The 21653-nt window shown below is 74.5% G+C and carries 18 protein-coding genes and 1 pseudogene; 11 read left to right on the top strand and 8 right to left on the bottom strand.

The window, feature by feature from the left end; translation table 11 throughout:
- Nucleotides 1-16 precede the first annotated feature (16 nt).
- Nucleotides 17-499, top strand: coding sequence for a class IV adenylate cyclase (locus tag IE98_RS42155; protein ID WP_078660842.1), 483 nt, complete (start codon nt 17-19; stop codon nt 497-499).
- Between the two features lie 43 nt (nt 500-542).
- Here the strand turns inward: IE98_RS42155 and IE98_RS0107815 are convergent, their stop codons facing one another.
- From IE98_RS0107815 to zapE, 4 genes are all read right to left on the bottom strand, one after another.
- Nucleotides 543-1532, bottom strand: coding sequence for a TerC family protein (locus IE98_RS0107815; RefSeq protein WP_030266374.1), 990 nt, complete (start codon nt 1530-1532; stop codon nt 543-545).
- A 259-nt stretch (nt 1533-1791) separates the two neighbouring features.
- Nucleotides 1792-2373 carry a TerD family protein gene (locus IE98_RS0107810; RefSeq protein ID WP_030266372.1) on the bottom strand — a complete coding sequence of 194 codons (582 nt, stop codon included), beginning with the start codon at nt 2371-2373 and terminating at the stop codon, nt 1792-1794.
- Between the two features lie 248 nt (nt 2374-2621).
- A complete protein-coding gene (uvrB, locus tag IE98_RS0107805) occupies nt 2622-4715 on the bottom strand; it encodes an excinuclease ABC subunit UvrB (RefSeq protein WP_030266369.1) in 2094 nt (697 codons plus the stop codon).
- 89 nt (nt 4716-4804) lie between these two features.
- Complete coding sequence (zapE, locus tag IE98_RS0107800; RefSeq protein WP_078660841.1) at nt 4805-5905, bottom strand: cell division protein ZapE; 1101 nt, start codon at nt 5903-5905, stop codon at nt 4805-4807.
- On the opposite strand from zapE, the gene IE98_RS0107795 reads away from it, so the two are divergent.
- From IE98_RS0107795 to IE98_RS0107775, 5 genes are all read left to right on the top strand, one after another.
- On the top strand, nt 5904-6701 hold the full coding sequence (locus tag IE98_RS0107795) for a dihydrofolate reductase family protein (RefSeq protein WP_030266363.1): 798 nt from the start codon (nt 5904-5906) through the stop codon (nt 6699-6701). The genes zapE and IE98_RS0107795 overlap by 2 nt on opposite strands.
- Before the next feature lie 110 nt (nt 6702-6811).
- On the top strand, nt 6812-7270 hold the full coding sequence (locus tag IE98_RS0107790) for a hypothetical protein (protein WP_030266359.1): 459 nt from the start codon (nt 6812-6814) through the stop codon (nt 7268-7270).
- Between the two features lie 89 nt (nt 7271-7359).
- Entirely contained in the window at nt 7360-8766 is a 1407-nt protein-coding gene (murC, locus tag IE98_RS0107785; protein WP_030266356.1) for a UDP-N-acetylmuramate--L-alanine ligase, read from the top strand.
- A 13-nt stretch (nt 8767-8779) separates the two neighbouring features.
- Nucleotides 8780-9184 (top strand): peptide-methionine (R)-S-oxide reductase MsrB, encoded by a 405-nt coding sequence (msrB, locus tag IE98_RS0107780; protein WP_030266353.1) that lies wholly within the window; start codon nt 8780-8782, stop codon nt 9182-9184.
- A 126-nt stretch (nt 9185-9310) separates the two neighbouring features.
- The gene (locus IE98_RS0107775; RefSeq protein WP_030266349.1) at nt 9311-11470 is read left to right on the top strand and encodes a restriction endonuclease; all 2160 of its coding nucleotides are present in this window, start codon (nt 9311-9313) and stop codon (nt 11468-11470) included.
- Nucleotides 11471-11545: 75 nt separating this feature from the next.
- On the opposite strand, the gene IE98_RS0107770 is transcribed toward IE98_RS0107775, so the two are convergent.
- Nucleotides 11546-12457, bottom strand: a complete 912-nt coding sequence (locus IE98_RS0107770; protein WP_030266346.1) for a GNAT family N-acetyltransferase — start codon at nt 12455-12457, stop codon at nt 11546-11548.
- 218 nt (nt 12458-12675) lie between these two features.
- Between IE98_RS0107770 and IE98_RS46040 the strand changes: the two are divergent.
- From IE98_RS46040 to IE98_RS0107755, 3 genes and pseudogenes are all read left to right on the top strand, one after another.
- Nucleotides 12676-14041 (top strand): annotated as a pseudogene (locus IE98_RS46040) (DUF692 domain-containing protein).
- A gap of 52 nt (nt 14042-14093) precedes the next feature.
- Entirely contained in the window at nt 14094-15092 is a 999-nt protein-coding gene (locus IE98_RS0107760; RefSeq protein WP_030266344.1) for a TIGR04222 domain-containing membrane protein, read from the top strand.
- A gap of 76 nt (nt 15093-15168) precedes the next feature.
- Entirely contained in the window at nt 15169-15939 is a 771-nt protein-coding gene (locus IE98_RS0107755; protein ID WP_030266340.1) for a TIGR04222 domain-containing membrane protein, read from the top strand.
- A 55-nt stretch (nt 15940-15994) separates the two neighbouring features.
- Here IE98_RS0107755 and hemQ read toward each other — a convergent pair whose 3' ends face one another.
- On the bottom strand, nt 15995-16708 hold the full coding sequence (gene hemQ, locus IE98_RS0107750; protein ID WP_030266329.1) for a hydrogen peroxide-dependent heme synthase: 714 nt from the start codon (nt 16706-16708) through the stop codon (nt 15995-15997).
- Nucleotides 16705-18111, bottom strand: a complete 1407-nt coding sequence (gene hemG / locus IE98_RS0107745; RefSeq protein ID WP_030266326.1) for a protoporphyrinogen oxidase — start codon at nt 18109-18111, stop codon at nt 16705-16707. The genes hemQ and hemG overlap by 4 nt, the downstream gene beginning before the upstream one ends.
- Nucleotides 18112-18354: 243 nt before the next feature.
- On the opposite strand from hemG, the gene IE98_RS0107740 reads away from it, so the two are divergent.
- On the top strand, nt 18355-19467 hold the full coding sequence (locus IE98_RS0107740; protein WP_159400847.1) for a DUF4349 domain-containing protein: 1113 nt from the start codon (nt 18355-18357) through the stop codon (nt 19465-19467).
- Nucleotides 19468-19506: 39 nt separating this feature from the next.
- On the opposite strand, the gene hemE is transcribed toward IE98_RS0107740, so the two are convergent.
- On the bottom strand, nt 19507-20553 hold the full coding sequence (gene hemE, locus IE98_RS0107735; RefSeq protein WP_052390281.1) for a uroporphyrinogen decarboxylase: 1047 nt from the start codon (nt 20551-20553) through the stop codon (nt 19507-19509).
- 199 nt (nt 20554-20752) lie between these two features.
- Here hemE and IE98_RS0107730 point away from each other — a divergent pair, with 199 nt between their 5' ends.
- Nucleotides 20753-21403, top strand: a complete 651-nt coding sequence (locus tag IE98_RS0107730) for a DUF3000 domain-containing protein (RefSeq protein ID WP_030266318.1) — start codon at nt 20753-20755, stop codon at nt 21401-21403.
- Nucleotides 21404-21653: the final 250 nt, after the last annotated feature.

Here is a 21653-nt window from a genome sequence, read left to right as displayed (position 1 = left end):
GCCCGGCCGGGCCGAGGTGTACCGGCACACCTACTGGGACCTGCCGGACGGCTCGCTGGCCGGCGGCGACCGCGAACTGCGGCTGCGCACCGTCACCGGCCCGGCGGGCAGCCGCACCCTGCTGACCCGGAAGGACGCCCGGGTGGACGCGGCATCCGGCGCCGAGCCGGAGGCCGAGACCGCCGTCGGCGACCCGGCCGGCACCGCCGCGGTGCTGCACGGCCTCGGCTACCGGCCGGCGCCGGCCTTCGAGAAGCACTGCCGCAACCACCCGCTGCACCGGGACGGCCGGGAGCTGCCGGCCACCCCGGTCGAGGTCCCGGAGCTCGCCGGGGTCTTCCTGGAGGTGGAGACGGTCTGCGGCGAGCAGGAGCTGCCCGCCGCGCTGGCGGCGGTCCGCGGCGTCCTCGCCGAACTCGGCGTGCCGCCGGCGGACCTCACGTCCGAGGCGTACACGGACGCGGTGGCCGCCGCACGCGGACGCAGCGGCGGGGTGTGACCGGTCCCCGCGGTCGCACCCCGCCGCTGCGGGATCGGGTGGGTCAGACGTCCGCGCCGTCGCGCTCCCGGGCCGCGGCCAGTGCCTCGCGCTGCTGCCGGCGGGAGGCGATCAGGCTGGTGACCGTGGTGACGGCGAGCACCGCCACGATGAAGCCCAGCGAGACGCCGATGCTGACCTCCGGCACGTGCACGCCGCTCTCGTGCAGCGCGTGCAGCACCAGCTTGACGCCGATGAAGCCGAGGATCACCGACAGGCCGTAGGCGAGGTGGACCAGCTTCTTCAGCAGGCCGCCGATCAGGAAGTACAGCTGGCGCAGGCCCATCAGCGCGAAGGCGTTCGCGGTGAACACGATGTACGGGTCCTGGGTCAGGCCGAAGATCGCGGGGATGGAGTCCAGGGCGAACAGCACGTCGGTGGTGCCGATCGCCAGCATGACGATCAGCATCGGGGTCATCAGCCGGCGGCCGTTCTCCACGACGAACAGCTTGGTGCCGTGGTACTTGTCGGTCGCCGGGAAGCGCTTCTCGATCGCCTTGAGCAGGCGGTTCTCCTCGAACTCCTCCTCCTCGTCGGAACGGGCGTCCTGGATGAGCTTCCAGGCCGTCCAGACGAGGAAGGCGCCGAAGATGTAGAAGACCCACGAGAAGGTGGAGACCAGGGCCGCGCCGCCGGCGATGAAGACCGCCCGCAGCACCAGCGCGATGATCACGCCGAACATCAGCACGCGCTGCTGGTAGATCCGCGGCACCGCGAACTTGCCCATGATCAGGATGAACACGAAGAGGTTGTCGACGCTCAGCGACTTCTCGGTGACGTAGCCGGCGAAGAACTCACTGGCGGGCTGCGAGCCGTACTGCTTCCAGAGGAAGGCGCCGAACAGCACCGCGAGGACGATCCAGACGGTCGTCCAGATCCCGGCCTCCTTGACGGAGACCTCGTGCGGTTTGCGGCCGCCGATGAAGAAGTCGGCCACGATCAGGGCGACCAGCACCCCGATCGTGCCGATCCACAGGCTGAGGGAAACGTCCACGTCTGCTCCTCCGGCAGGTAGGCGAACAGGCATCGTCACTGCCGGAGGTCTCCTCCACCCTGCGGCTCACCGAAGGAGCACGCGGGCCGGCACCCCGGGACACCCGATGGGCGGACGTCCGTGATGACGGGGCTGCCGCTGGGGAGTACTCCCCTCCGTCTCCGCCGAGGCTAACAGAATTCCCAAGACAAGGTAAAGAAGGTAAAGAACCGTCAGGCGCGGAGCCGCTCCGGGGGCGCCCCCGGAGGTGTCCGTCGGCTCAGAGGAAGGGCTCGATCGCGGGCAGCATGTCCTGGAAGGTCCTGGCCCGCGCCGGTGCGCCGATCGCCTGCATCGCCCAGCCGCCCTCCGGCTCGCGGTACACCTTCGCCATGATCTGGCCGGTGTGCCGGCCGCCCGCCGCCAGCTCGTAGCGGGCCAGTTCCTGCCCGGTGGACTCGTCGACCAGCCGGCAGTGCGCGTCCTGCACCTCGGCGAAGCTCTGGCCGGTGTACGAGCTGACGGTGAAGACGATCTGGGTGATGTGCACCGGCACCCGCATCAGGTCGACCAGGATCGCCTCGTCGTCCCCGCCCCCGCCGGCGCCGCCGGTCAGGTTGTCCCCGGTGTGCTGCACGGAGCCGTCGTTGCTCGCCAGGTGCTGGAAGAACACCACGTCGGACGGGGTGCGCTCGGCGTACAGCAGGGCCGAGGCGTCCAGGTCGACCTGGCGGCTGCGGCTGCCGAACAGGCCCTTGCGGACGGCGGCCCGCCAGCCCAGGCCCATCCGGACGACCGTCAGCGACTCCCCCGAGCTCTTCTGCAGGCTGACGCTCTGCCCCTTGGCCAGATTCACCGACACGGTGCTTCCCTCTCTCTCCTCGGCCGGCGGGAGCGGTCCCACCGTGCCCGGACGGAACACCCCGTTGCCGTCCCCCGGCTGAGGCCCCCAGTGCCCTGCGGCCGCACCGCCGCCGCCCGCCGCACCCGCGCGGCCGGATCCTGTTCGACGACCGGTGCCCGCAGGCCAGCCTAGGGCCTGCGGGCACGCGTCATGCAGGGTGCTCCCGCACCCCGGGGTGCTCCCCGTGGGAGCGCGTCCGGCCGGGCTCAGGCCATCCCCGCCTCGCGCATCTGCCGGAGCTCCTTCTTCAGCTCGCCGACCTCGTCGCGCAGCCGCGCGGCCACCTCGAACTGCAGCTCGGCCGCGGCCGCGTGCATCCGGTCGGTGAGGTCCTGGATGAGCTGGGCCAGCTCCGCCGCGGGCAGGCTCTTGGCCGGCTTGCGGTCCGCCCCGAGGGCCGGGACGGGCGTGCGGGTCTTGCCGCCCGACGCGCGGTAGCCGGTGGAGAGCAGCTCCTCGGTGTCCACGTCCTCGCGGGCGAGGGTGTCCAGGATGTCGCCGATCTTCTTGCGCAGCGGCTGCGGGTCGATGCCGTTCGCCTCGTTGTAGGCCTGCTGCACGGCCCGGCGGCGGTTGGTCTCCTCGATCGCGAGTTCCATCGCCGGGGTGATCCGGTCCGCGTACATGTGGACCTGGCCGGAGACGTTGCGCGCCGCGCGGCCGATGGTCTGGATCAGCGAGGTGCCCGACCGCAGGAAGCCCTCCTTGTCCGCGTCCAGGATCGCCACCAGCGACACCTCGGGCAGGTCCAGGCCCTCGCGGAGCAGGTTGATGCCCACCAGGACGTCGTACTCGCCGGCCCGCAGCTCGCGCAGCAGCTCGACCCGGCGCAGCGTGTCGATGTCGCTGTGCAGGTACCGCACGCGGATGTCCAGGCCGAGCATGTAGTCGGTGAGGTCCTCCGCCATCTTCTTGGTGAGGGTGGTGACCAGGACGCGCTCGTCCCGCTCGACGCGGGTGCGGACCTCGTGCACCAGGTCGTCGATCTGGCCCTCGGTGGGCTTGACGATCACCTCGGGGTCGATCAGGCCGGTCGGGCGGATGATCTGCTGGACGGCGCCGTCGCCGCGGGACAGCTCGTACTTGCCCGGGGTCGCCGAGAGGTAGACCGTCTGCCCGATCCGCTCCAGGAACTCCTCCCACTTGAGCGGGCGGTTGTCCATCGCGGAGGGCAGTCGGAACCCGTGGTCGACCAGGGTCCGCTTGCGGGAGGCGTCGCCCTCGTACATCGCGCCGATCTGCGGCACCGTCACGTGCGACTCGTCGATGACCAGGAGGAAGTCCTCCGGGAAGTAGTCGAGCAGGGTGTTCGGCGGGGAGCCGGGCGAGCGGCCGTCGAAGTGCATCGAGTAGTTCTCGACGCCCGAGCAGGTGCCGATCTGGCGGAGCATCTCGAGGTCGTAGGTGGTGCGCATGCGCAGCCGCTGGGCCTCCAGCAGCTTGCCCTGCTTCTCCATCACCGCCAGGCGCTCGCCGAGCTCCTTCTCGATGTCGTTGACCGCGCGCTCCATCCGCTCCGGGCCGGCGACGTAGTGCGAGGCGGGGAAGACGTAGATCGAGTCGTCCTGGCTGATGATCTCGCCGGTCAGCGGGTGCAGCGTGTACAGCGCCTCGATCTCGTCGCCGAACATCTCGATCCGGACGGCGAGCTCCTCGTAGACCGGGAAGATCTCGATCGTGTCGCCGCGGACCCGGAAGGTGCCGCGGGTGAAGGCGAGGTCGTTGCGGGTGTACTGGATGTCGACGAAGCGGCGGAGCAGTGCGTCCCGGTCGATCTCCTCGCCGACCCTGAGCGGGACCATCCGGTCCACGTACTCCTGCGGGGTGCCGAGGCCGTAGATGCAGGAGACCGAGGCGACCACGACCACGTCGCGGCGGGTGAGGAGGGAGTTGGTCGCGGAGTGCCGCAGCCGTTCGACCTCCTCGTTGATCGAGGAGTCCTTCTCGATGTAGGTGTCCGTCTGCGGGACGTACGCCTCGGGCTGGTAGTAGTCGTAGTACGAGACGAAGTACTCGACCGCGTTGTTGGGCAGCAGCTCGCGGAACTCGTTGGCCAGCTGGGCGGCCAGGGTCTTGTTCGGCGCCATCACCAGGGTGGGGCGCTGCAGCTTCTCGATCATCCACGCCGTGGTGGCGGACTTGCCGGTGCCGGTCGCGCCGAGCAGCACCACGTCCTTCTCGCCCGCCCGGATGCGGCGCTCCAGCTCGGCGATCGCCGCCGGCTGGTCGCCGTTGGGTCGGTAGGGGCTGACGACCTCGAAGGGCGTCACTGACCGCTCGATACTCGTGATGGGTCGCACGGGTCCACCGTACGACCCGCCACCGACAATCCGCGGACGAATGGGGGCCGGCCCCCGCGGGCACGGGCCCGGGGCCGGCCCGCGAGGGATCAGCGGGCGCTGTCCCGGGCGAGGGCGACGAGGCGGGAGACGGCTCGGAGGTACTTCTTGCGGTAGCCGCCCTTCAGCATCTCCTCGGGGAAGACCCGGTCGAAGGGCACGCCGGAGGCGGTGACGGGCAGCTCGCGGTCGTACATGCGGTCGGCGAGGACGACCAGCCGCAGGGCGGTGGACTGGTCCTCGACCGGCCGGACGCCGCGCAGGAAGACGGCGTGGACGTCGTCGAGCATGGCGCCGTAGCGGCTCGGGTGGACGTTCTTGAGGTGGTCGAGCAGGGCGTCGAAGTCGTCCAGCGAGGCACCGGGAGCGGTGGCGGCGCGGGCGGTGACCTCGTCGTCGGTGTACGGCGCGGGGGCGTCGGGCAGGCCGCGGTGGCGGTAGTCCTGGCCGTCGATCCGGACGGGCCGGAAGTGCGCGGAGAGGCCCTGGATCTCGCGGAGGAAGTCGGCGGCCGCGAAGCGCCCCTCGCCGAGCTTGTCGGGGAGGGTGTTGGAGGTGGCGGCGAGCTTGACGCCGTTCTCGACCAGGCGGCTGAGCAGGGTGGAGACGAGGACGGTGTCGCCCGGGTCGTCCAGCTCGAACTCGTCGATGCAGAGCAGCCGGTGCCCGGAGAGGGTCTCGACGGCGCCCTTGAAGGTGAGCGCGCCGACCAGGTTGGTCAGCTCGACGAAGGTGCCGAAGGCCTTGGGCCCGGGGGTGGCGTGCCAGAGCGAGGCGAGCAGGTGGGTCTTGCCGACGCCGTAGCCGCCGTCGAGGTAGATCCCGGCCGGGCCGGCCGGGGCCGCGGGGCCTCGCCGGAACCAGCTGCGCTTCGGGGCGGCGCCGCTGCCGTTGAGGGAGGCCGCGAACTGCTCCAGGACCTGCACGGCCTCGTACTGGCTGGGCTGGGTGCTGTCCGGGAGGTAGCTGCCGAAGCTGACGCCGGCGAACCGCGGCGGCGGGACCATCTCGGCCACCAGGCGCTCGGCGGGCACGACCGGCCGGCGGTCGGTGAGGGCTGTCACGGTGGCCGTCTCGGGGGCGGTCGCGTCGGCGTGGGGGGCTGCGGGCACGGTAGTACAGCGTACGCCCCGTGGAAGACTCGCCACCATGCAGCTCTTGATGAATCCGCTCACAGCCCCCGTCGCCGACCCGGCCGCGCTGGAGTCGCTCGCCGCCCTCTACGCGTACCCGGACGGGGTCCGCGCGGGGCGGCCGTGGCTGCGCGCCAACATGGTGTCCAGCCTGGACGGCTCGGCCCGGCTGGGGGGCCTGTCGGAGGGCCTGTCGAGCGCGGCGGACAAGCGGATCTTCGGGGTGCTGCGGGCGCTCGCGGACGTGGTGCTGGTCGGGGCGGAGACCGTCCGGGCGGAGGGCTACCGGCCGGCCCGGGCCCGGAAGGAGTTCGCCGCGGCCCGGGCGGCGGCGGGCCAGGACCCGGCCCCGGCGATCGCGGTGGTCAGCCGGCGGCTGGCGCTGGACCTGTCGGCGCCGCTGTTCACCGAGCCGCTGGTGCGGACCGTGGTGATCACCACGGAGGACTCCCCCGCCGAGGCCCGCCGGGCGGTGGCCGGGGTCGCGGACGTGGTGGTGGCCGGCGAGCGGTCGGTGGACCTGGCGGCGGCGGTGGCCGGGCTTGCGGCGCGCGGCTGGACGCGGCAGCTGACCGAGGGCGGCCCGCGGCTGCTGGGCGGGCTGGCGGCGGCCGGGCTGCTGGACGAGCTCTGCCTGTCGCTGGCGCCGCTGGTGACGGCCGGCGACGCGCCGAGGATCGCGTACGGCGCCGCGGTCGAGGAGGCTCGGGCGATGCGGCTGGAGTCGCTGATCGAGGAGGGCGGCTTCCTGTTCACCCGGTACGTGCGGGTCGAGGACGGTCCGGTCGGCCCGGTCGCTCCGGCGGCGGGGTGACCCAGACGGCCGCTGTGGCCCGTGTGGTGCGTGTGCAGCGTGAGGAAAGCTTCCGCCGGGCAAGATGAGGGCAGCGGACCCGGGGGCCTGCACTGTACGAAGGGACTCACGTGTTCAAGACCGTACTGATGATCGAAAAGGCGCTGTCCGACGCGGACGTCGAGCTGGTCACCACCCTGCACGGCGACGAGAAGGTCTCGTTCGTCGTGCTGATGCAGCCGCGGGGGAAACAGGACGAGCTGCTGAGAGCACTCGACGACGTGGCGCTGGGCCATCTCGACAAGGCGGTGCACGAGCACGACGACGAGTCGGTGCCCACGGTGGCCGAGGAGTCCCTGGAACACAGCCTGCGCCACCTGCGCGAGGCGGGGGCCGAGGCGACCGGCCGGGTGGTGGAGGAGAACCCGCTCGACGGGCTGCGGAGCGTGGTCGAGGAGCACGGCGCCGACGAGGTGCTGGTACTGACCTCGCCGCACTTCGTGGAGGAGTTCTTCCACCGCGACTGGGCGTCGCGGGCACGGCACAAGGTCGGCGTGCCGGTCCTCAAGCTGTTCGCCAGCGACTCCTGAGCCGCTCCGCCGGTGGTGCAGAATCGTCCTTGCGGAACCACCGCGAGGACGGTTCCCGTCCTCCAGTCCCCGGCTGTACGGAGCATCCCTTGAACGACGCCGCGCACGACCTGCACGCCCCGCACTTCATCGGCATCGGCGGCGCCGGCATGTCCGGACTGGCGAAGATCCTCGCGGTACGGGGCGCCAAGGTCTCCGGCAGCGACGCGAAGGAGTCCGAGACGGTGCTGGCGCTGCGCGCGCTCGGCGCCGAGGTCGCCGTCGGCCACGCCGCCGAGAACCTGCCGGCCGGCACCAGCAGCGTGGTCGTCTCCAGCGCTATCCGCGCGGACAACCCGGAGCTCGCGGCCGCCCGGGAGCGCGGGATCCCGGTCGTGCACCGGTCCGACGCGCTCGCCGCGCTGATGGGCGGCCGCCGCGCGCTCGCCGTCGCCGGCACCCACGGCAAGACCACCACCACCAGCATGCTGGCGGTCAGCCTCGGCGAGCTCGGCCTCGACCCCTCGTACGCGATCGGCGGCGACCTGGACGCACCGGGCTCCAACGCGCACCACGGCACCGGCGACATCTTCGTCGCGGAGGCCGACGAGAGCGACCGCAGCTTCCACAAGTACGCGCCCGAGGTGGCGATCGTCCTCAACGTGGAGCTGGACCACCACGCCAACTACGCCTCGATCGAGGAGATCCACCAGTCCTTCGAGACCTTCGTCGGCCGGATCGTGCCCGGCGGCACCCTGGTGGTCTCCGCCGACCACGAGGGCGCCCGGGAGCTGACCCGCCGGGTCCGCGGCCGGGTGGGCCTGAACGTGGTGACGGTCGGCGCCGCCGAGGACGCCGACGTGCGGGTGCTCTCGGTCTCGCCGCGCGGCATGACCAGCGAGGTCACCGTGGAGCTGGGCGGCGAGGAGCTCTCCTTCACCGTCTCCGTGCCGGGCCGGCACTACGCGCACAACGCGGTCTCCGCGCTGGCCGCCGGCGTGGCGCTCGGCGTGCCCGCCGCGGACCTGGCGAAGGCGCTCGGCAGCTACACCGGCGTGCGCCGCCGGCTGCAGCTCAAGGGCGAGGCCGCCGGTGTGCAGGTGATCGACTCCTACGCGCACCACCCGACCGAGATGGCCGCCGACCTGGAGGCGATCCGCGAGGCCGCGGGCGCCGGCCGGGTGCTGGTGGTCTTCCAGCCGCACCTGTTCAGCCGCACCCAGCAGCTGGCCGTGGAGATGGGCGACGCGCTGGCGATGGCCGACGCCTCGGTGGTGCTCGACATCTACCCGGCCCGCGAGGACCCGATCCCCGGCGTCACCAGCGAGCTGATCATCGACGCCGCCCGGAAGGCCGGCGCCGACGTGGCCGCGGAGCACGCCTTCGCCGCCGCCCCGGACCGGATGGCCGCCCTGGCGAAGCCGGGCGACCTGGTGCTCACCATGGGCGCGGGCGACGTGACCAACCTGGGCCCGGAAATTCTCGCCCGCCTCGCGGACGTTGCACCCGGTGCCTGATGGGAGGACTTCCGTGACCCACGAGATCCAGAAGACCGACGCCGAGTGGCGTGCCGAGCTGTCGCCCGAGGAGTACCGCGTGCTCCGCGAGGCCGGCACAGAGCCCGCCTTCACCGGCGAGTACACCGACACCAGGACGGTCGGCGTGTACGGCTGCCGGGCCTGCGGCGCCGAGCTCTTCAGCAGTGAGACGAAGTTCGAGAGCCACTGCGGCTGGCCCTCGTACTACGCGCCGCTGGCCGAGGACCGCGTCGAGTACATCCAGGACACGTCCTTCGGGATGCGCCGGGTGGAGGTCCGCTGCGCCCGCTGCGGCAGCCACCTCGGCCACGTCTTCGAGGGCGAGGGCTACGAGACCCCGACCGACCAGCGCTACTGCATCAACAGCATCTCGCTGACCCTCCGGCCCGCCGAGTAGCACCGGCCCCGGCAGCACGCTCCCGCACGCCCTGTCACCACAGCTCCACACCGTGCCAGACTGATCATCGGTCGAACGCACGAGAGGACAACGGTGGCAGGGCGTCGCACTTCCGGAGTACTGGCCATGCTGGCGGAGGCACAGCGCCAACAGCACCGCCGGGAGGAGGCGCAGCGCCGCGCCGACGCGGCCGCGCAGCGGCAGTACGAGCGGGCCCGCCGGGAGGCGGAACGGGCGGCCGCCCAGGGCCAGCGCGAGGCGCTCAAGGCGTACCGGCAGAGCCGGGAGGCGGACGCGGCCCGGCGGACGGCCGAACTGGAGGACCGCGTCGCGTCGCTGCGCGGCACGCTCGCCGCGGGCCTGCGCGGGCAGCCCTTCTCACCCGCGGACCTGGCGGCGCCCGCGGCCGCCTTCGACCCCGGGCAGCTGGGCGTGCCGGTGCCGATGCCGGACCAGTCCTGGTACCTGATACCGCCGCTGAGGGACGGGCAGATGTTCAACCCGGCGGCCCGCCGGGAGTGGGACGAGCAGGCGGCGCAGGCCCGCGCCCGGTTCGAACAGGACTGGTACGCGGCGCAGGCCGCCGAGCAGGAACGGCAGCGCCGGCTCGCCGAGTACCGGGCCGAGTTCGACGGCTGGCTGGCCTCCCGGCAGCAGCTCGCGGCCCACGCCGGGCAACTGGTGGCCGGACTGCGCTCGGGCGCCCCGGAGGCCGTCGAGGAGTACTTCGAGACGGCGCTCGGCTGGCGCGACGACTGGCCCGAGGGCTTCCCACACACGGCCGAAGCCCGCTGGGACGCCGGGGCCCGCCAACTGGTCGTGGAGTGGCCGCTGCCGGACTTCTCGGTGGTGCCGGCCGTCGCTCGGCACCGGTACGTGAAGGCCGACGACCGGGACGCCGAGGTGGCCCGCCCGGCCGGCGAGCGGCGGACGCTCTACCGGGAGGTCGTGGCGCAGTGCGCGCTGCGGGTCCTGGCCGAGGCGTTCCGGGCGGACGACGGCGGCCTGCTCTCCTCCGTCGTGGTGCACGGCGTCGTGGAGGCCGTCGACCCGGCGACCGGCCGGGAGGAGAGCCGCTGCCTGGTCTCGGTGGCCGCCGAACGGGCCGACTTCCTCGCGCTCGACCTGGAGCGGGTGGAGGCCGTGGACTGCCTGGTGGAGGCGCTGGACGGCCGGCTGTCCGCGCGCCCGGACAAGCCGGAGGGCGTCCGGCCGCACGCCACGGGCTCGCCGTCCGCGGCCGCGTCCGCGTCCGCACCGGCCGGCGACGAGGGGCCGGACCTGTTCACCATGGACCCGATCGCCTTCGAGGAGCTGATCGCCGAACTCTTCCGCCGCCGCGGCCTGCGCACCCGGACGACCGCCCGCAGCGGCGACGAGGGCGTGGACGTGCTGGCCGAGGACCCGGACCCGATCACCGGCGGACAGATCGTCATCCAGGCCAAGCGGTACCGGCACACCGTGCCGCCCACGGCCGTCCGCGACCTGGACGCCACGATGGCCCGCTGCGGCGCCAACCGCGGCATCCTCGTCACCACCTCCGGCTTCGGCCCCGGCTCCCGGCGCTGGGTGGAGGGCCGGCCGCTGACCCTGGTGGACGGGCCGATGCTGGTCGCCCTGCTCCGCGAGCACGGGCTGCCCGGGCGGCTCGGGGCGGACGGCGCGGCGGGCCGCGGCACCGGGCGGCGTTCGGCACCCGCCGCCGTGCCCACGGCGACCGCGGCGGTCCGGGAGCCCGCGGCGCCGACGGTGCTCGCGCCCGGGCAGAACGCGGTGTTGCCGGAGAGTGCGCTCGGAGCGCTGACCGTCCGTTTCTCCTCCGCGGGCGCGGATGCCGATCTGACCCTGTTGCTGCTCACCGCCGAGGGCGTGGTGCGTTCGGACGGGGACTTCGTCTTCTACCACCAGCGCAGTGCGGCGGGCGGGGCGGTGCTGCTCGGCGAGAAGGCGGCCGCGGGCGGCCGGCGCACGGAGTCGGCGGTGCTGCGGCCGGCGGACCTCCCGGCGGACGTCCACCGGGTCGCCGTCTCCGTCAACATGGACGCCGACACCGGTCTGACCTGCGCCGGGCTCACCGACGCGGACCTGCTGCTGCACGCCGCGGACGGCACCGCGTGGTCGTTCCGGCCGCCGTCCGACCCCGCGGTGTCGGCGATGCTGGTCGCCGAGGTCTACCGGCACCGGCCCGCCGGCGGCCCGGAGGTGTGGAAGGTCCGCGCAGTCGGCCAGGGCTGGGCGGACGGCCTCGCCGGCCTGGCCCGCGCCCACGGCGTCGACGTCGGCTGAAGGACGCCTGAGCAGGCACCACGTCAGGGGCAGCACCTCGGGGGTGCTGCCCCGCGCCCCTGGGGTGCCGGCCGATCACACGGGGAGCCGGCGGCTGTACTTCCATTCGGCGGCGCAGCGTTGGTAGCCGAGCCAGTCGTTGACCGCCAGCATCGGGGCGTTGCCGCCGTCGTTGTGGGTGAAGGCGGCGGTGATGCCGGCGGCGCGGGCCCGGTGGAGGGAGTCGGCCTTGGCGAGCTTGGCGAGGCCGCGGCCGCGGTGGGCCCGGACGGTGGTGGTGAAGGAGGACCAGTAGCGGCCCTCGCCGTCGGTCTGTGCGGCGGAGAAGCCGACCGGCCGGCCGCCCGCGAGCACCACGGTGGTGAGCTCCCGGTCGAGGTCGGGCCGGTGCCAGATCTCGTCCAGCCAGGAGGCGTAGCCCTGGTCGGCGAGGTCGACGTCGCCGGGCTCGTCCCGGGTGCCCTCGACGTCGACCAGGTAGAGCGGGTGCGGGTCGTCCGCGAAGTCGGCGGCGGTGCGCAGTTCGACGCCGGCGGGCCGGGCCGGGAGCGGCGGCAGTGCGGCGGTGAGGTCGCGTTCGGCGAAGTAGGCGACCCGGCCGCAGGTGTAGCCGCGGCCGGCGGCGAACGCTTGCGCGGCCGGTTCGTCGTCCACCCAGCAGTGCGCGTGGCGGACTCCCTCCGCGGCGAGCGCCTGTTCGGTGGCGGCCAGCAGGGCGGTGCCGGCGCCCCGGCGGCGGCGACCGGGGACGACGTGGACGGCGGCGAAGCCGTGGCCGGGCTCCTCGCTGTCCGGGTAGGCGCCGAACCGGGCGGTGGCGACGATCTCCCCGTCCGCCTCGGCGACCAGCATCCGCAGGTGGGGCTGGGCGGCGACCTGCCAGGCGACCGTCTCGGGGGTGGTGACAAGATACGGGCGGCCGGCGCGCAGGGCGGCGCAGGCCGCCGTCGCGTCGTCGGGCCGGAAGGCGCGGATCGTGAGCGTCATAGACACGTCACGTTAACGACTCGGCTGCCTCCGCGCCCTCGAATATCGGTCTCCAGGACGGGAGTTGCCCGCGAATCGGGCGGCTCCGGGGAGAAAGCTCAAGTTCAGCTCTGAGTTCGGCTGCCGGTGGTTGGCAGCCGTGTCCGGCCGGTACACCCTCAGCAGCGGACACAGGCGGTGGGGGAAGCAGGAGAGACGCAGGAGAGGGGGGAGCGCGCATGGCGCACTCGACGGAGCCGCCCCGGCTGGGGGTGGGGATCGGCTGGCGGGCGGAGATCGACACCGCGGTCGAGCGGCTGCCCGGCGTGGACTGGGTGGAGGTGGTCGCGGAGAACGTCTGCGCCGACCACCTGCCGCGTTCGCTGGAGGTGCTGCGGGGGCGCGGCGTCACGGTCGTCCCGCACGGGGTTTCGCTCGGCCTCGGCGGTGCCGAGCCGCCGGCCGCGCACCGGCTGGAGCGGCTGGCCGGGGTGGCCGAGGCGCTCGGTGCGCCGCTGGTCACCGAGCACCTGGCCTTCGTGCGGGCCGGCGGGATGGAGTCCGGCCACCTGCTGCCGGTGCCGCGTTCGCGGGACGCGCTGCGGGTGGTCGCGGAGAACGTCCGGATCGCGCAGGAGCAGCTGCCGGTGCCGCTCGCGCTGGAGAACATCGCGGCGCACCTGCGCTGGCCGGACGACGAGCTGACCGAGGGCGAGTTCCTCGCCGAGCTGGTGGAGCGGACGGGCGTGCGGCTGCTGGTCGACGTCGCCAACCTGCACACCAACCGGGTCAACCTGGGTCTGGACGTCGGCGCCGAGCTGGCCCGGCTGCCGCTGGAGTCCCTCGCCTACGTGCACGTCGCCGGCGGGGTGGAGCGGGACGGCGTCTGGCACGACACCCACGCCCACCCCGTCACCGAGCCGGTGCTGGAGGTGCTCGCCGACCTGTGCGGGCGCGCCGTGCCGCCCGGTGTGCTGCTGGAGCGCGACGACGCCTTCCCGCCGCCGGCCGAGCTGGCCGGCGAACTCGACGCGATCCGGGCCGTCCTGGAGCGTGCGCCGCTCGCCGAGGGGGTGCGGCACGGTGGCTGAACCCGACGAGTACCTGGCGCGCGCGGACGACGCCGAGCTGGCCCTGGCGCGGGCCCGGCTCGCCGCGCGGCAGACCGGGCTGATGGCCGCGCTGGTCGCGGGCGGGCCGGTGCCGGAGGGCTTCGACCCGGCGCAGGTCGCCACCCAGGCCCGCGGGCTGCTCGCCAAGCGGCGGGACACCACCGCGCGGGTGGTGCCCGAGCCGGCCCGGATCCTCGGCGCCGACTGGCGGCCGCTGTTCGAGCGGTACGCCCGGCAGGGCCCGCAGCGCGGCGGGTACCGGGCCGACGCGCGGGAGTTCGCCGTCTGGGCGCTGGCCGCGCAGCCGGCCGCCGCCTGGCGGGAGGAACTGGAGCACTGGCTGCGGCCCGCGGCCGGGGCGAAGGCCCCGGGACCGCTGCGGGCGGCCCGGGCGGTGTCGGCGTGCACGGTGCTGGCCCGCGCGGTGCACGACCGGCTGCGCCGCCGCGGCGGCGCGGCCACCCACGGCCGGCCGGCCCCGTCCCGGGGCTGAGCACGGCACCACCGGGTCCGCCGGACCCGTTCGACCCACGGGGGAGACAACGATGTGGAGCACGGAGTTCACCGTGGCCCTCGTCCTGGTGCTGGCCACCGGGACGGCAGTGGGCGTCACCCGCGCGCGGCTGCGCCGGGTGCCGCACCCGCAGGGCCTGTCCGGGCGCGGCCTGGAACTGATGGAGACGGCCTTCCTGGCCGGCGGCCCGACCCGGGTCGCGGTCACCGCACTGGTGCGGATGCAGCAGGAGGGCCGGGTGATCGTGGCGCGGTCCGGCCTGGTCACCGTCACCGACCCGGCGCCCCGGGACGCCGTGGAGGCGGCGCTGATCGACGCGGCCGGCCCCGGGCGGCAGCAGGACGCCGACGTGCTGCGCCGCCAGGTGGCGCGCAGCACCGCCGTCCAGGAGATCGGCGACCGGCTGGCCGACCGCGGCCTGATGCGCCGGCCCGACCGGCACCGGGCGGTGGTGCGGGCCCGCCGGCTGATGGGCCTGGCGCTGCTGGCGACGGTGGTGCTCGGCATCTTCGCGATGGTCGCCTGGACGGACCGCACCTTCGAGGGCCGGTACACCGGCCCGCCGCCGGTCTTCCCGTTCGCGGTGCTGCTGATCGCCGGCGTCTTCTTCATGGTCGCGACCAGGCCGGACAAGGGCCGGGTCACCCCGGCGGGCCGCCGCCAGCTGTCGATGATGAAGGAGGGCGGCGCCTGGCGCCCGTACGACGTGGTGGCGCCGGTCGCCGCGCTCGCCGTGCTCGGCGCACTCGCCCTGGAGGGCACCGACGAGCTGGACGAGGAGATGCGGGCGGCGCTGACCGCCCGGCAGCTGGCCTCCTCGTCCTCGGCCTCGTCCTCGTCCTGCTCCACCGCGACCTGGTGCGGCTCCGGTTCGGACAGCGGTTCCTCGTCGAGCTGCGGCTCGTCCAGCTGCGGATCCTCGTCGTCGAGCTGCGGTTCGTCCGGGAGCTCCTGCGGGTCCTCGGGCAGCTCCTGCTCGTCGGGGAGTTCCTGCGGCTCCAGCTGCGGCGGCGGGTGCGGCGGATCCTGATCCGGCTTGTCACAGTTTCGTATCGCGGGCGGGGCACGTGTTCCCCGCCCGCCCCTGCCGGGGCTAGAACAAGCCCATGTGGGTGCTCCTCCTCATCCCGGCCTGCGCGGCTGCCGCGTTCTCCTGTCTGCAGCTGGTCCGGGCCGCCACCAGGGCCGACCTCCTCGACGGCTTCGGCCCCCGGCCTCCCGAGGCGGTGGGGATCGGCCTGTACGAGACCGCCTACCTGGCGGGCGGCCCCGGCCGGGTGGTGGAGCTGGCGCTGGTGCTGATGGCCGGCCGGGGCCGGCTGCACCTCGCGCACACCGGCTGGACGACCGTCGTCGACCCGCGCGGCCGCAGCCGGCTGGAGCGGGCGCTGATCGAGCAGATCGGCCCGGAGGGCCAGTGCCGGACGGCGCCGCTGCGGGCCTCGCTGGCGGCGCACCCGACCGTCCGGGAGATCGGTGACCGCCTCGCCCGGGCCGGGCTGGCGACGCCGGAGACCGTCCGCCGGGACACCTCGCGGGCGGTGCGACAGGTGCGTATGGCGCTGCTGCTGTGCGTCCTGCTACTGGCGGCCTCGCTCGCCCTCGCCGCCCCCGGCAGTGGGGACGCCGGCGCGGCGATCGCCTGGTTCTCGCTGCCGCTGATCCTCACCTGCGGCACCCTGCTGATGGCCCGGGTCGACGTGCACACCTACACGCGGTTCGCGGCGCCCGCGGGCCTGGAGGTGCTGCGCACCGCGCGGGTGCCCCGCCAGCTCGGCCACACCCGCGACCCGGAGCAGGCGCTGCTCACCGCGGTGGCCATCGTCGGCCCGGCCGCCCTGACGGACGAACGGCTGCGGGCGGCGCTGCGGACCTGAGTCCGCGGCGCCGCCCGCAGCCGTGACCGACCGGGCCGTCCCCGGCGGGCGCGGCTCAGACCAGGCCGGCGAGGAGCTCGGAGACGGGCTTGCGGCGGCCGGTGAAGAACGGCACCTCCTCGCGGACGTGCAGCCGGGCCCGGGACGGGCGCAGGTCGCGCATCAGGTCCACGATCCGGTGCAGCTCGTCGGCCTCGAAGGCGAGCAGCCACTCGTAGTCGCCGAGGGCGAAGGAGGCGACGGTGTTGGCCCGGACGTCCGGGTAGCCGCGGGCCATCTTGCCGTGCTCGGCGAGCATGGCGCGGCGCTCCTCGTCGGGCAGCAGGTACCACTCGTAGGAGCGGACGAACGGGTAGACGCAGACGTAGTCGCGGGCGTGCTCGTCGGCGAGGAACGCCGGGATGTGCGACTTGTTGAACTCCGCCGGGCGGTGCAGCGCCATGTTCGACCAGACCGGCTCCAGGGCGCGGCCGACGGCCGTGCGGCGGAAGCGGTTGTACGCCTCCTGCAGGTCGTCCGAGCTCCCGGAGTGCCACCAGACCATGACGTCCGCGTCGGCGCGCAGGCCGGACACGTCGTAGGTGCCGCGCACGGTGACGTCCTTGGCGGCGAGCTGGGCGAAGAGCTCGTCCACCTCGGCGGCCAGGGCGGCACGGTCCTCGGGCAGCTCACCCTTGAGCTTGAACACCGACCACATGGTGTAGCGGATGACCTGGTTGAGGTCGCGGGCCTTCTTCTTCACGGGCTGCTGTTCAGTGCTCTCAGTCATGTCCTCATTGTCCCTTCCGGGGCCCCGGCGCCGTCCGCCGGGGTCAACAACTCGTTGACGGCGCGGCGGGCGCTGCCGACGCAGGCGGGGATGCCCACCCCGTCGTAGGCGGCGCCGCAGACCGCCAGCCGGCCGGCCCCGGCGACCAGCCGGCGGATCCGGGCCGTCCGGTCCAGGTGGCCCACCGGGTACTGCGGCAGGCCGGCCCGCCAGCGGGTGACCGCGGTGGCGTACGGCGCGGCGCGCAGCCCGGTCGCCTCCTCCAGGTCGGCCAGCGAGCGGGCGACGAGCTCCTCGTCCGGCAGGTCGAGGGCGGCCTCCTCGCGGTGCCGGCCGAGCGAGGTGCGCAGCAGGAAGGACCCGGGGGCGGCGCGGTCCAGCCAGCCCCACTTGTGCGAGGAGAAGGTCGAGGCCTTGATCGCCCGTCCGTCCACCGGCGGCACCAGGAAGCCGCTGCCGTACGGGAGCGCGGCCGCGTCGGCGCGCTCGAAGACCATGGTGACCAGGGCCATCCCGGCGTACTCGACGGCGTCCAGCTCGGCCGCGGCGGCGGGGACGTCGGGGCGCAGCAGCGCGGCGGCCTGCGGGGCGGGCACGGCCAGCACCACGGCGTCGGCGTGCAGCACCTCGCCGCCGACGGTCACCCGCCAGCCCTCGGGGGTGCGGCGCAGCCCGTCGACGGGGCTCGCGGTGCGCAGGTCGGCGCCGGCCCCGCGCAGGTGGGCCGCGGCCGCCTCCGGCAGGGTGCCGAGGCCGCCGCGGATGCCCTGGAAGACCGGGCCGGCGTCGGGGCGGGCCCGGCCGACGAGCTCGTGCACGCCGTCGACGAGCGGGCCGCCGCTCCGGGCGAGCGGCAGCAGCTGGGGGACGGCGGCGCGCAGCGAGATCTCGTCGGCGTGGCCGGCGTAGACGCCGCCGAGCAACGGTTCGACGAGCCGGTCGACGACCTCGCGGCCGAGCCGGGCGGAGACGTACGCGCCGATCGCGACGTCCTCGCCGACGGTGCTCGGGCGCTCGTGCCGGGCGCGGTCCAGGCCGGCGGCGGAGAGCACCTCGGAGGCGGCCAGCGCGTCGAGGTCGCCGGGCACGCCCATCAGCTGGCCGCCGGGCAGCGGGCGGAGCGCGCCGCGGGTCCAGATGGCGGCCTTCGCGCCGGTGGGCGGCTCCAGTGCGTCGGCGAGGCCGACGGCGCGGGCGAGTTCGACGGCCTCGGGGCGGCGGGCGAGCATCGACTCGGCGCCGAGGTCGACCCGGACGCCGCCGACCTCCCCCGCCATCAGCTTGCCGCCGAAGCGCTCGGACGCCTCCAGCACGGTGACCCGGTACGGGCCGTCGGTCAGGAACACCGCTGCGGCGAGTCCGGCGATGCCGCCGCCGATCACCACGACATGAGGTTCTGCCATGTCCCGCAGTCTCGCACTCCTTACCCCGCGGCCCCGGGCTGCCCCGCTCGGCCGCGCCGGAGCGGCCCGGCCGCACTGTCGCCGGTCCGTCAACTCCGCTGCACGGCACGGCCGGTGTACACCGGGACGAGGCCGGACCGTGACCGGTTCGGGATCACCGGGACGGGTCCGGCCGGGCCGTCGGGGCGTCCAATGGTGCGACCGGCGCGGAACGCCGCGCGGAGGGACCAGGGGAGGACGGACATGGGGCGCACGGACACGGGGCGGGCGGGCAGACGGGTGCTGGCGGGCACCGCGCTGGCGGCGGTGCTGCTGCTGAGCGGGTGCGGTGCGGAGGGGGGCAGCCGGTCCTCCTCGGACGCCGCGGCGCCCGCCCAGGCGGCGGCGCCGAAGGCCGCGCCGACTGCGGGCGGCGGTGCGGCCGGGGCGGGGTCGGCGGACCGGCCGGCCGGTCAGCCGACCGCGGCGGGCACCGGCAACCCGTCCGGAGCCCCGGTGGGCAACGCGGCCGACCACCGCTACATCGCCTACTCCGGCCGCCTGGTGCTGCAGTTGAAGGCCGGGGACAAGGGCGGCACGGCGGACGCGGTGCGCCGGACGGCCGCCGAGAACGGCGGCTACGTCGGCAGCGAGTCGCTCTCCGACAGCGACGGCGCGGAGGCCGGGCGGCTGGTGCTGCGGGTGCCCTCGGCCCGCTACCAGCAGGCGACGGACCGGCTGGCCGGCCTCGGCACGGTGGTGTCCCGCAGCAGCGACGCGGACGACCTCACCGGGCAGGTGGTCGACACCGAGAGCCGGCTGAAGACCCAGCAGGCGTCGGTGGACCGGGTGCGGGCGCTGCTCGCGGACGCGAAGTCGCTCTCCGAGGTGGTGTCGCTGGAGAGCGAGCTGACCCGGCGCGAGGCGGACCTGGAGTCGCTGAAGCAGCGCCTGCAGGAGCTGGGTTCGCAGACCTCGCTGTCCACCATCACGGTCGAGCTGCGCCGGGCCGCCGATGCGCCGGCCGCGGCGGCGAAGCCGGAGCGGGGGCTGTGGTCGGCGGTCGGGCACGCCTTCGCGGGCGGCTGGCACGCCCTGCTGCTGCTGGTCCGCGGGCTGCTGGTGGCGCTGGCCGCGCTGGCGCCGTTCCTGGCGGTGCTGGCCCCGGCGGCCTGGCTGCTGCGGCGCGGGCTGAAGCGGCGGGCGGCGTCCCGTCCGGCGCGGCCGGCACCGCCGGTGCCGCCGGTGCCGGTCTGGGGGGTGCCGCGGCAGGCCGGTGCTCCGGTCCATGCCCCGGCGCCCGCACAGCCCGAGGACCCGCAGGCGGGTGCCGGGCCGGAGGGGCCGGCCGGTCCGCAGCAGGCGGACGGGGAGTGACGGGGCGGCGGGGCCGGGCGACCGGCCCCGCCGGGCCGGTCAGCGGGCGCTGGCCTCGTGCACGAAGGCGACCAGGCGGGTCAGCGCGTCCGGGTCCATGGTCGGCATGACGCCGTGGCCGAGGTTGAAGATGTGGCCGCTGTCGCCGAGCGCGGCGGCGGCGTGCAGCACCTCGCGGGCCTTGGTCTCGACGACGTGGGTGGGGGCGTAGAGCACGGCCGGGTCGAGGTTGCCCTGCAGGCCCTTGTCGGGGCCGACCCGGTCGGCGGCGACGTTCAGCGGCACCCGCCAGTCGACGCCGACCACGTCCGCGCCGGCCTGGCCCATCAGCCCGAGCAGTTCGCCGGTGCCGACGCCGAAGTGGATCCGCGGCACGCCGTAGTCGGCGACCGCCTCGAAGACCTTGGTGCTGGCGGGCATCACGGACCGGCGGTAGTCGTCCGGGGCGAGCGCGCCGACCCAGGAGTCGAAGAGCTGCACGGCGGAGGCGCCGGCCTCGATCTGGATCTTCAGGAAGGCCGAGGTGATCGCGGCCAGCCGGTCCACCAGGCCCGCCCAGAGCTCGGGCGCGCCGTACATCATGGCCTTGGTCTTCTCGTGGCTCTTCGACGGGCCGCCCTCGACCAGGTAGCTGGCCAGCGTGAACGGGGCGCCGGCGAAGCCGATCAGCGGGGTGCCGCCGAGCTCGTCGACGAGCAGGCCGACCGCCTCGGTGATGTACGGCATGTCGTCCGGCTCCAGCGGGCGCAGCCGCTGCAGGTCCTCGACCGTGCGGATCGGGTCGGCGATCACCGGACCGACGCCGGGCTTGATGTCCACGTCGATGCCGACGGCCTTGAGCGGCACCACGATGTCGCTGAAGAAGATCGCCGCGTCCACGTCGTGCCGGCGCACCGGCTGCAGGGTGATCTCCTTGACCAGCTCGGGCCGCATGCAGGAGTCGAGCATCGGGATGCCCTCGCGCACCTTGAGGTACTCCGGCAGCGAGCGGCCCGCCTGCCGCATGAACCAGACCGGGGTGTACGGCACCGGCTCGCGGCGGGCGGCGCGCAGGAAGACGGAGTCGTACGCGGCGCCGCGGCGCACGGTGGACTGCTGGTCGGTCTCGGCTGCGGGGCTGGCCGCGGGTGTCTCGCTCACGGGTCAAATCTTCGCACGCGCCGTGCGCGCGGCGGCCGCGGGCGCCTCGTAGGTTCGTCCGAGATGTCCGACCCGTGACGCTACGGCGCGCCGCACCGCGGGAAGTTGCTCGGATTGGGGCCGCGGGCGACCTAGGCTTCCCTCCATGGCAGCGGTCGGCGGACACCCCGCACAAGGTGGCGGAACGGACAAGGAGGCGGCGCCGATCGAGTTCCGCCGTGCGGTCGAGGCGCTCGCGGGCGCCCGGCTCCGGCCCGAGGTGCAGCTCTCCCCCGCGCCGGCGCCCCGACGGCTGGCACCGTTCGCGTGGGCGGTGACCGCCACGGTCGAGGTGGACGGCGACGAGCTCGCGGACGGCCGGCTGGTGCTGCTGCACGACCCCGCCGGGCAGTCCGCCTGGAACGGCGACTTCCGGGTGGTCACCATGACCCGTGCCGAGCTGGAGCCGGAGATCGCCGGCGACCCGATGCTCGGCGAGGTCGGCTGGGCCTGGCTGATGGACGCGCTGCAGGCGCACGGGGCCGGGTACGCGGAGCCGGGCGGCACGGTGACCCGCTGCGCCTCGCACTACTTCGGCGCGCTGGCCGAACGCCCAGCGTCGACCGAGATCGAGGTGCGGGCGTCCTGGACGCCGGCCGACAAGCGGTTCGAGCGCCACCTGGCGGCCTGGGGCGACCTGCTGTGCATCTGCGCCGGCCTGCCGCCCGCCGCGGGGGCGCCGATGCCGATGCCGGACGCCCCGTCACTCGGCGGCGTGGTGCCGATGCCCGCCCGACGCCGGCCCCGCCCGCACTGAGGGTCCGTCCGCACCCGGATCCGCCCCCGTCCGGGCCCCTCCGCGGGGACCGGGCGGCGCAACGACCCCTGTCGGGACCGGGCCGTTTCCCTTCCGGGGGACGCCCCGGACGGTCGGGCGCAGCGCCACTCCCAGGGCTGATGGAGTGTGACTTCCGTCCCGGTCCGTGTCAATTACCCGGTTGAAATTGATCATTTCGATCCGGTTGCGATCGAATCCGTGCGATTCCAGGGCATGTCGTATCAGTCAC

Source organism: Streptomyces sp. NRRL B-24484 (genome assembly GCF_000717715.1).
Lineage (GTDB): Bacteria > Actinomycetota > Actinomycetes > Streptomycetales > Streptomycetaceae > Kitasatospora.
The sequence above is the reverse complement of the archived record's forward strand: the minus strand, read 5'-3'. Positions and strand labels throughout refer to the sequence as shown.